General features: G+C 38.4%; 9 protein-coding genes. 2 read left to right on the top strand and 7 right to left on the bottom strand.

From position 1 onward, the window contains the following. Positions 1 to 386: 386 nt before the first annotated feature. Complete coding sequence (locus KI343_RS19495; protein WP_212928076.1) at positions 387 to 1,736, top strand: CoA-disulfide reductase; 1,350 nt, start codon at positions 387 to 389, stop codon at positions 1,734 to 1,736. Between the two features lie 265 nt (positions 1,737 to 2,001). On the opposite strand, the gene KI343_RS19490 is transcribed toward KI343_RS19495, so the two are convergent. From KI343_RS19490 to KI343_RS19460, 7 genes are all read right to left on the bottom strand, one after another. Then, a complete protein-coding gene (locus KI343_RS19490) occupies positions 2,002 to 2,361 on the bottom strand; it encodes a DMT family transporter (RefSeq protein ID WP_212928075.1) in 360 nt (119 codons plus the stop codon). 15 nt (positions 2,362 to 2,376) lie between these two features. After that, a complete protein-coding gene (locus KI343_RS19485; RefSeq protein WP_212928074.1) occupies positions 2,377 to 2,688 on the bottom strand; it encodes a DMT family transporter in 312 nt (103 codons plus the stop codon). Positions 2,689 to 2,693: 5 nt separating this feature from the next. Beyond that, positions 2,694 to 3,224: a TetR/AcrR family transcriptional regulator gene (locus KI343_RS19480; RefSeq protein ID WP_212928073.1), complete on the bottom strand. Its 531-nt coding sequence runs from the start codon at positions 3,222 to 3,224 to the stop codon at positions 2,694 to 2,696. A 649-nt stretch (positions 3,225 to 3,873) separates the two neighbouring features. Continuing rightward, on the bottom strand, positions 3,874 to 4,542 hold the full coding sequence (locus tag KI343_RS19475; RefSeq protein WP_212928072.1) for a hypothetical protein: 669 nt from the start codon (positions 4,540 to 4,542) through the stop codon (positions 3,874 to 3,876). A gap of 416 nt (positions 4,543 to 4,958) precedes the next feature. After that, positions 4,959 to 6,845 carry an ABC-F family ATP-binding cassette domain-containing protein gene (locus tag KI343_RS19470; RefSeq protein ID WP_212928071.1) on the bottom strand — a complete coding sequence of 629 codons (1,887 nt, stop codon included), beginning with the start codon at positions 6,843 to 6,845 and terminating at the stop codon, positions 4,959 to 4,961. Between the two features lie 27 nt (positions 6,846 to 6,872). Further along, a complete protein-coding gene (locus KI343_RS19465; RefSeq protein ID WP_212928070.1) occupies positions 6,873 to 7,058 on the bottom strand; it encodes a hypothetical protein in 186 nt (61 codons plus the stop codon). A 213-nt stretch (positions 7,059 to 7,271) separates the two neighbouring features. Further along, entirely contained in the window at positions 7,272 to 7,781 is a 510-nt protein-coding gene (locus tag KI343_RS19460; RefSeq protein ID WP_212928069.1) for a redoxin domain-containing protein, read from the bottom strand. 120 nt (positions 7,782 to 7,901) lie between these two features. On the opposite strand from KI343_RS19460, the gene KI343_RS19455 reads away from it, so the two are divergent. Beyond that, complete coding sequence (locus tag KI343_RS19455) at positions 7,902 to 8,888, top strand: P1 family peptidase (RefSeq protein ID WP_212928068.1); 987 nt, start codon at positions 7,902 to 7,904, stop codon at positions 8,886 to 8,888. The last annotated feature ends 503 nt before the right edge of the window (positions 8,889 to 9,391 follow it).

Raw genomic sequence — 9,391 nt, 5'->3', positions numbered from 1 at the left:
TTATCAGTTATACTAGTAGACATGGGTAAGGTCTCCTCTTCTTAGTTTTTGTCGTGATTAACTAAAGGGTAGGATAACCTTACCTTTCCTATTTATTCATCTTACACAGACTATTGTACGTCATCGGATTCGGAGCGGGTTCGGGGATTATTCGAGCGCTCTGACCGGATTTGGAGCGGGTTCGGGAATATTCGAGCGCTTCGACTGGATTTGGAGCGAATACAACTCTCTACAGTTTTTGTGGAGAGTTTTTTTATGAAGAAGCTATTATTTCGATATAACCTCCGTTCATATTGATAAAATACTTTTCAATAAAGAGAATATGGGGAACTACTATACTAATAGGCAAAACATAATTTAGAATTCTTGAAAGGGGTTCATTATCTATGGTAAATAAAATTGTAATTGTAGGCGGTGTCGGCGGCGGGGCTACGGTTGCTGCGCAAATACGCAGATATGATACGGATTCAGAAATTCATATTCTTGACCGCTGTGGTTATATTTCGTTCGCCAACTGCGGTATGCCCTATTATATAGGAAGAGATATTACTGACCGAAATCAGCTTCTTTATTCAGAAAATGATTTTGCAGAAAAATATAATGTTTTTATCGAAACCTATGCAGAAGTAACACATATTGAACGAGAAAAGCAAACCATTTTTTATGAAAAAAATAATAAGCCGCATGAGATGGATTATAATACATTAATTCTTTCTCCTGGAGCAAGCGCTGTAATGCCAGATTTACCTGGGATGCATTCCAATACCTTTACCCTGCGTACCATTGAAAACATGGACCAAATAGAAAAATTTATTTCTGAGAAAAAGCCTACATCCGTTGCAATTATCGGCGGTGGTTTTATTGGCTTAGAGATGGTCGAGAACTTGCATAAAAGAGGGCTTCATTGCTCGATGGTAGATTACTCCGAGCATGTAATGAAACGCTTAGATTCAGATATGGCCAGTCATGTAGATAAGCATTTAACAGAAAACGGGGTTGACCTTTATCTAAATGATAAACTAGAAAGCTACTCCGACCAAGGAACCATCTTACATCTTTCAAGCGGAAAAACGATTCAAGCAGATATGACACTCATGGCCGTCGGAATTAAACCCAATATTGAACTGGCAGAAAAAGCAGGGTTAGAATTGGGCGAAACAGGCGGGATTAAGGTAAATAACGTGATGCAAACAAGTGATCCTTCTATCTATGCGCTAGGAGATGCGGTCGAGGAAGTTGATTTTGTAACAAAGAAACCGGCACATGTTGCTCTAGCCTGGCCAGCACATCGCCAAGCATTTGTCATCGCATCGCATTTAAACGGGGAAAGTATTCAGCGTGAAGGTGTTTTGGGTTCATCCATTTTCCGCTTATTTGATTTAACTATTGCAATTACTGGACAAAGTGCTCAATCACTAGAGGAATCAGATATTCCATTTGAAGCAGTTACCTCTACAGGTTTCTCTCATGCAGGCTATTACCCTGGATCAGAAAAAATTAGGATGAAGATTGTTTATGAACCGAAATCAGGACAGTTACTGGGAGGCAGTTTCATCGGTCCAAAAGGAGCAGATAAGCGAATGGCCGTGTTAGCTACAGCAATCAAAGGAAAGCTCACCATCGATGACTTAACAGACTTAGAGCTCGGCTATAATCCCATTTACTCTGGATCTAAAGACGCTCTGAATATTCTAGGCTATAAAGCACGTGAACAGTGGAAAAAAGCTAAAAATTGAATGGTAAAAGTAATCGAGTAGGAGGAGGTGACTAAACTCCGGTCTCTCACATACGTCATACTGTCTAACAAATATTTAGATTTTAGAATTTCAACGTATTATCTCTTCAATTTACGTATAAAATTTCTGGAATTAAAATCTTTAAAGGGTTTTGGTATAGTTTAGCGCCACAATTTCCGAAACCCTTTTGATTTTTGTTAAGCTTTACCTTTCTTTTATAAGAATAAATAGTGCTTATAAAAGAAAAAGGATAAAGCTAAGAAATTTAGTGGATACTAGCTTCTTCACTTTTCTGTTTTGAATAATCTTTTGATTTATTTAAAATAACTACACCTGCAATTATAAAAAGTACGGCTAATACTTTTACAAAAGATATATCTTCACGAAAAAGAACGATCCCTATAGCTACTGTAAATGCTGTACCTAGTCCAGCCCAAATGGCATAGGCGTTGGATAGGGGAATACTTTTTAGGGAAAGTCCCAAAAAAGTAAAGGAGGCTAAATAACCAACTACGACACCAATAGAAGGATATAGAAGAGAAAAGCCTTCTGATAATTTAAGCATCGTAGATCCAAAAGCTTCGCATAAAATGGCCAAACCTAAAAATAAAAAACTTTTATTCATCTCATTTCATCCCTTTTAAATAAGATTTAATAGAACGACTCCTGTAACAATAAAACTGATACCAAGAACGCCTATTCTGTTTAATTTCTCTTTAAATAAAAACACACCTACCATCGCTGTAAGGATTGTTCCAACACCACTCCAAATGGCATAAGCGAAACCCAAAGGAAGATCTAGCAATGCTACAGAGAGCAGATAAAAGGAAACGCAATATCCAGCTATAACACCTATAATGGGGAGAATTTTTTTAAATCCATTTGATAATTTGAGCATCGTAGATCCCAAAACTTCCGACATAATTGAAAAAATCAACAATACATACGCCATTATTATTAATCCCTTCCTTTAAGCAATTCGAGTAAGTAGTCAATTACTTTTTGTTCATCATCCTGGTCTATGTGTCCGAATTCAAATAGCTTTGAATACCATAATCCATCACAAACGGATTTTACCAAAAGAGAATATTCTAGTTTATAATCCTCCTCCGATAATTTTTCATTTAGATATTTGTATTCTTCTCTCCATAGATTCAAAAGTTCTCTATTAGTAGATATGGATGCCAATAAACTGGTCGTGATGCCCATCAATGTGGAATCTTTCTTCAAGCTATCCAGAGTCGTAATCAAATATGCTTCATGATAGGAGTATCCGTCAGCGACGTGTTTTTCAATTAACTTCCTAAAGCCTGCAATAACATGTAAGTTCATCCCTTTTATCAGCTCGTCTTTGGTTGCGTAATGATAAAGTAATCCACCTTTGCTTACGTTCGCTTCCTGAGCGACAGCATTCAAAGTTAATCGATTTACTCCCTTGTCTAAAATTACTCTTGAAGCCGCTTCTAATAAATCAAGTTTTTTTGACATAAAGTAACACCTCTTTTTACTATACCGTCTGGACGGTTTTGGAACCATTTTATAACATACGATTGCTAAAATCAAGTTATAATAATGTTTTTTAGATTCCACAGCATTTCGGGGCATTTTAGCCTCTGACTTAACGTTCTCATCAGGCGATCGTGGTTCAACCTTATCGAGGGATTTCTATAGGAAGGTTTCATGTTTCTGCTTCATCGAGTATTGCGTATGCAAAGTGGCAATTCTCCGTAAATGATTCAGCCCTTCCCAGATACTCTAGAAGTATCTGGGAAGGGCTTCTGATAGTTAAGTGAACATTCACATGTCCAGTTACGGTATGTGTACCGCATTTCTATGTAAGTACACGCTCTTCCTCTCCATGTCCCCTTTTCATTTACTCGGTGCATCCTTTGGCAGTAAGGACTTTGACTTGTTACGCAGCCTCATCCAAATGCATCTAGCCATCTATAAAGTTCATGTTTCTAGGGGCGGAGATTTGCCGCCGACTTCCTTCAGATTCTGAGTCACCCCAGACACCCTTGTCTTAAGCTAACCACTACTACTGCCTTCATAGCTCGGGACTTCAACCTTAGAGAGTGTGCACATGCCTGGCGTACTAATAAAGCCGGCTGAATTCCGCATTCAGACCGGCTCCATTTTAATGATCTTCAAATTGATAAATTAGCTCATATCTAGATTCATCTAATAATTCCGCTACATGAACGCGAACACCATGACCAAAAACAATTTCGTCATCAGACATTGCAACAATCATCGCACGGATGTTGTTATGAACATCCAAATAAATATCGCCGACAGCTGGTTTCAATGTATCATCATTTTCCGCTAAATAAGAAATGGATTCATCCAATAACTGCTGTTCTTCAGGAACAAGACTCTTGTCAAAATAAGAAATCTCTTGACTAGCCTCTGCTTTTCCTGGAACCATGACGACATATTCACTATGTTTTACGCCATTATCCCGTGTAGTAATCGCATTCCCATCTTCTACTCTCTCTACTTTTTCAATTTCATTCAACGAATAATGATCTAAGAAATCTGGAGTAGGTTTGACAATTAGAATATAATCTCCTGGATTTGGTTTTGCATATTGATCAATCGTATACCTTTTTCCATAAAAAATAAATGTATCATTATGTTTAGGGCGATAAAAATTAATTTCTTTTGCTGTCGCCAATACTTGTTTCATATCCTTTAGGCGATACATGTGGACAGATTTTTTGAACATTGGCTTCACAGAATACACTTTGTGCAACTCATTTTCAAAGAATACAAATTGTCCTTTTCTTACTTGAAAAAGCTTCATTAGATAACCTCCTTGATTGCTCCATCTAAAAATAAGTACTCACTTCTTCTTTATATTCCCTTATACGTGGAAAAACAAAACATATTTAGAAAAACTTATATTCGCTATACGTAGCTGTTAAAGAATTCCTGTAAGTGATTAACCCAAAACACCTTTATAATAGCCTTATGTTAGGCTATCTGGTGATTTCCAACGTAAGTATAACATGGCAACCAAGCGAATGCTACCAAGTTTTTTCTAAGTTTCCTACAAATTCTTCCTGCTATATTATTATTGGTGAAAAACGGTCGCAAATTCTTAATTACCTAAGAAAGACGATTAGTGAGTCTGTATTTTTGGTACTTGGTTTCTTGAAATTTTTTTGTTGTTAAACCATATCATTCCCTAAGCACTTGAATACATTTGAACAAGTTTTATTACTTACCCGATTCCAAACGCTCTTTTAATAAGGATAACTCTTCCCAACGTTCCATTTTTTCCTCTAATTTCGTTTCTGTTTCTTGTTGTTCTGTAAATAACGGCTGCACCTTCGCAATATCACTTCCAGCTTCCGCAATTCCTTGTTCGATTTCACTTAAACGTGTTTCAAGCTGAGCAATTTCATCCTCTATTGTTTCCCATTCACGCTGTTCCATGTAAGATAGCTTCTTTTTTGTTTTAACAGGTGTTTCGGACTTTGCTTCTTTCACACCAGTCGTTTTGGCTTGTTTCGGAATAGCATTGGTTTCTAGAAACTCACTATAATTTCCGTAGTAAACAGAAACCTCCCCTTCTCCTTTAAATACAAAGAGCTTATCAACTATTCGATCTAGGAAGTAGCGGTCATGCGAAACCGTAATAACTACTCCCGGAAATGTTTCTAAATACTCTTCTAAAACAGCGAGAGTCTGTGTATCCAAATCGTTCGTCGGTTCATCTAAGAACAGTACATTCGGTTCATGCATTAGCACTTTTAGTAAATAAAGCCGGCGCTTCTCTCCGCCTGATAACGTACGTATATAAGTCCATTGCTGTGCTCTGGGGAATAAAAATTGCTCTAAAAGCTGTTCGGCTGTAATAATCTGTCCATCAGCTGTATGCATAACTTCTGCTACTTCTTTAATATACTCAATAATACGTAAATCTCCATCGAAATCTTCATCGTCTTGTGTATAGTAACCAACTCGAACGGTCTCACCAAGCTTTACATTTCCCTCATCCGGAAGAATGCGCTCTGCCATCATATTGAGTAACGTAGTTTTACCTGTACCATTCGGACCTATAATACCAATTCGGTCACCTGGAGTAATTTGATAAGAAAAATTATCAATAAGCGTTTGATGGTCAAAGGATTTTGAGATACCTTGAAGCTCGATAACTTCATTCCCTAAACGTTTTGATCCGGCTTGAATAGCGAGATTTTCTTTTTTCGTATCAAACTTCTTTTCTTTCATTTCCTCTACGCGCTCCACACGTGCTCGCTGCTTCGTTGACCTCGCCTTAGCACCTCGTTTTAACCAAGCTAATTCACGCTTCAATGTATTACGATGTTTCTGCTCGCTGCTTACTTCTAAAGCTTCTCTCTCTGCTTTTTTCTCTAAAAACAGCTCGTAATTCCCTTCATAGGTATATAGATTTCCTTTGTCCAATTCAAAAATGCGGTTCGTAACACGATTCAAGAAATAACGGTCATGCGTAACTAATAAAATGGAGCCGCGATAGCCTTGCAGATATTTTTCTAACCACTCCACGGTTTCATGGTCCAAATGGTTTGTCGGCTCATCCAAGATCAAAAGATCAGCAGGTTGAATCAACGCTTTAGCGATGGCAACCCGTTTTCGTTGCCCGCCGGATAGTTCACGAACATTTTTATCAAATGCAGTAATCCCCAGTTTTGTTAAAACGGTTTTCGCATTGGCGTTGGCCTCCCAAGCCTCTTCTTGATCCATCTTCTGCTGTAACTGAAGCAATTGCTGCTGAAATTCTTCCTTTTCCGGGTTCTTCTCTAGATTGAGTAAAGCTTGTTCATAAGCACGCATCAGTTTCATTTGTTCGGATTCGCCATAATAAATCTGTTCAATTACCGTCAAATCTTCATAAAGCACTGTTTCCTGTGCAATATACTCAATCTGATAATCCTTCGCTTGTTTAATTTCTCCTTGATCAGGCTCATCTATTCCTGCAATCACTTTTAGAAAACTTGATTTTCCTGTTCCATTGACACCAATTAAGCCAATTCGCTCAAACTCTCCAATGGTTACATTTATGTTTGTAAAAAGATTTTTATCCCCATATGCCTTACTTATATTTTCAATACGTAACATAGCGTATCACTTCCTTTGAAATATGGATTATTGTTGATTCGTCCTTTTCTTGTCTCGAATCCATGTCTTAATTATTAAAACGATAAGTAATAATAACCACGAAGTAACTAGGTAGAAAATGATTTTACTTGCGTCACTCATATCTTGGAAAAAAGTAAGTAACCCAGCCCAAACAATGAAAATAATAAAAAATTGTCCTAATAATAATTTCATTTTTCCGCCTCCTTGCTTCTTTTCTTAGTTGTATGTAACATGCTTGCTTCTATGAATTTGAAGAGATTATCTTCCATATATACTTTTTAAACCAATAAAAAAATACCCAACGTTTAGTTTAGCTTATACGTAGGTATTTTTCTATCTCTAATTATTTCGTTATGGAAATAATTTATCCATTTTGCCACAATGAGGTTTCTTTCATAAACATAACTATTCCATTTGCTCAAATTGCCTAACCATCTGATCGTAAGTTAACGCCCCAAATGATTTAAATTGAATAATACCTTCTGCATCAATCATATACGTCATCGGAATAGGTTGAAGACGATACAAATTGCTGACTTCCGCTTCCTTATCTAATAAAACAGGAAATGTCAGCTCCAATTCTTGCATAAAGCGCTCGACTTGATTCGTATTTATCTCTGTATCCGTTAAGTTCACTGAAAGAATGACGGGCTCATTTTCCTGATAAAACCGCTGCATATCCGGCATCTCTTGGCGACAAGGCGGACACCAAGTTGCCCAAAAATTAAGCATTACCCGTTTGCCGCGAAAATCAGATAGTTGAAGTGTTTCTCCTTCAAGCGTATTTAACTTAAAATCCGGTGCCTTCTCACCAATCTCTAACCCTTCCTGCACGGCCTTTGCATTTACTGTATTTATCGTTAAAAGAAAACCAAGCGTACTAAAAATCAGGATTTTGATGATATTTCTCCTCATACAATCACCTCCTTTTTAATTTCTCCGATACATCATGTTCCATACAAGGGAGATACTATTTGTTATAATTTAATAAAAAGAAGGGTTTAAAAAGTCCAAAATAGAAAGGTTCTGAAGTATATGGCATTACCAAAAGGAGAGAAAAACTGTATTACAGATGTTGCCGATGTACAAGTCGGCCACGTTACGCTTTATGAGCATTTAAACGATATAGATACGATTTGTACGGGAGTTACAGCTATTTTGCCACATAAAGAAAATTTATTCCGCAAAAAAGTTATTGCCGGCAACAGTGTCCTTAATGGCTTTGGAAAAACAACAGGATTAATACAAATTGATGAACTCGGTGTTTTGGAGTCCCCTATTATGCTAACGAACACACTCAGTGTCGGGGCTGTCATGCAAGGAACATTATCCTATATGCTGAATGAAACAGAGGAAATCGGTGATACAACTGGGACGATTAATTTAGTTGTCGGAGAATGCAACGATGGCTATTTAAATAGTATCCGTCTCCAAGCAGTAAAACCGGAGCATGCAATCGAAGCTGTTGAGAAGGCAACATCTGACAGCAGTGCGGAAGGGGCGGTTGGTGCTGGAACTGGCATGCAGTGTTTAGGATATAAAGGCGGGATTGGTACCTCCTCAAGAATCATCGCTTCTGAGAAGAAAAATTATACGCTTGGAGCGCTCGTGGTAAGTAATTTTGGCCGCCGTGAACAAGCTTTTTTCCTAACAGATTCCAAACAAAAGCTGGATACACCCGATGGTTCCATTATGATGATCCTTGCTACAGACGCACCTTTTTCCGACCGCCAGTTAAAACGATTAGCAAAACGCTGTGCCATTGGCCTAGGAAGAACTGGAAGCACCATAGATAACGGAAGCGGTGATATTGCCATTGCCTTTTCAACAGCTACAAAAGTCGAGCATCAATCTGACCAAATAACAAACACTGTCACCATGATTCGAGATGATTATCCTATTATGAATCAATTTTTCCAAGCCGTTGCAGAAGTTATTGAAGAAGCCATCTATCGCTCTTTACAGCAAGCAGAAACAACAACGGGACGCGGAGGAAGGAAATTAGAAAAAGCACCTATTTAAAGGGGAACCTGAAATTTGAATAGGACTAGGGAAACCTGGTTTGGAGCGGGTTCGGCCTGAGATCGAGCGGGTACCAGCTGTTTTGGAGCGCGTTCGGCTTGAGTTGGAGCGCTTTTCTCTTTTTTGGAGCGCGTTCGACTTAGATTGGAGCGCGTTTCCCGGTTTTCGAGCGAACTCCCACTGGTTTGGAGCGCTTTCCTCGGTTTTCGAGCGACTCTAATTCGGGCGGAGCGTATCTTAACTCTACTTCTAATGGAGTGCGTTCCTCGATTTTCGAGCGGTCTCTACTTCGCGTGGAGCGCTTTTCCCATTTTTCGAGCGGGTTCTGGCTGGGGTGGAGCGCATTTCCCGGTTTTCGAGCGAGTTCTACTTCGGGTGGGATGACGTACAATAGTCTGTGTAAGCTGAATAAATAGGAAAGGTAAGGTTATCCTACCCATTAGTTAATCATCACAAAAACTAAGAAGAGGAGACCTTACCTATGTCTACTAGTATAACTGATA

Source organism: Oceanobacillus sp. J11TS1 (assembly GCF_018333215.1).
In the GTDB taxonomy this organism is placed as follows: domain Bacteria; phylum Bacillota; class Bacilli; order Bacillales; family Amphibacillaceae; genus Oceanobacillus.
The sequence above is the reverse complement of the archived record's forward strand: the minus strand, read 5'-3'. Positions and strand labels throughout refer to the sequence as shown.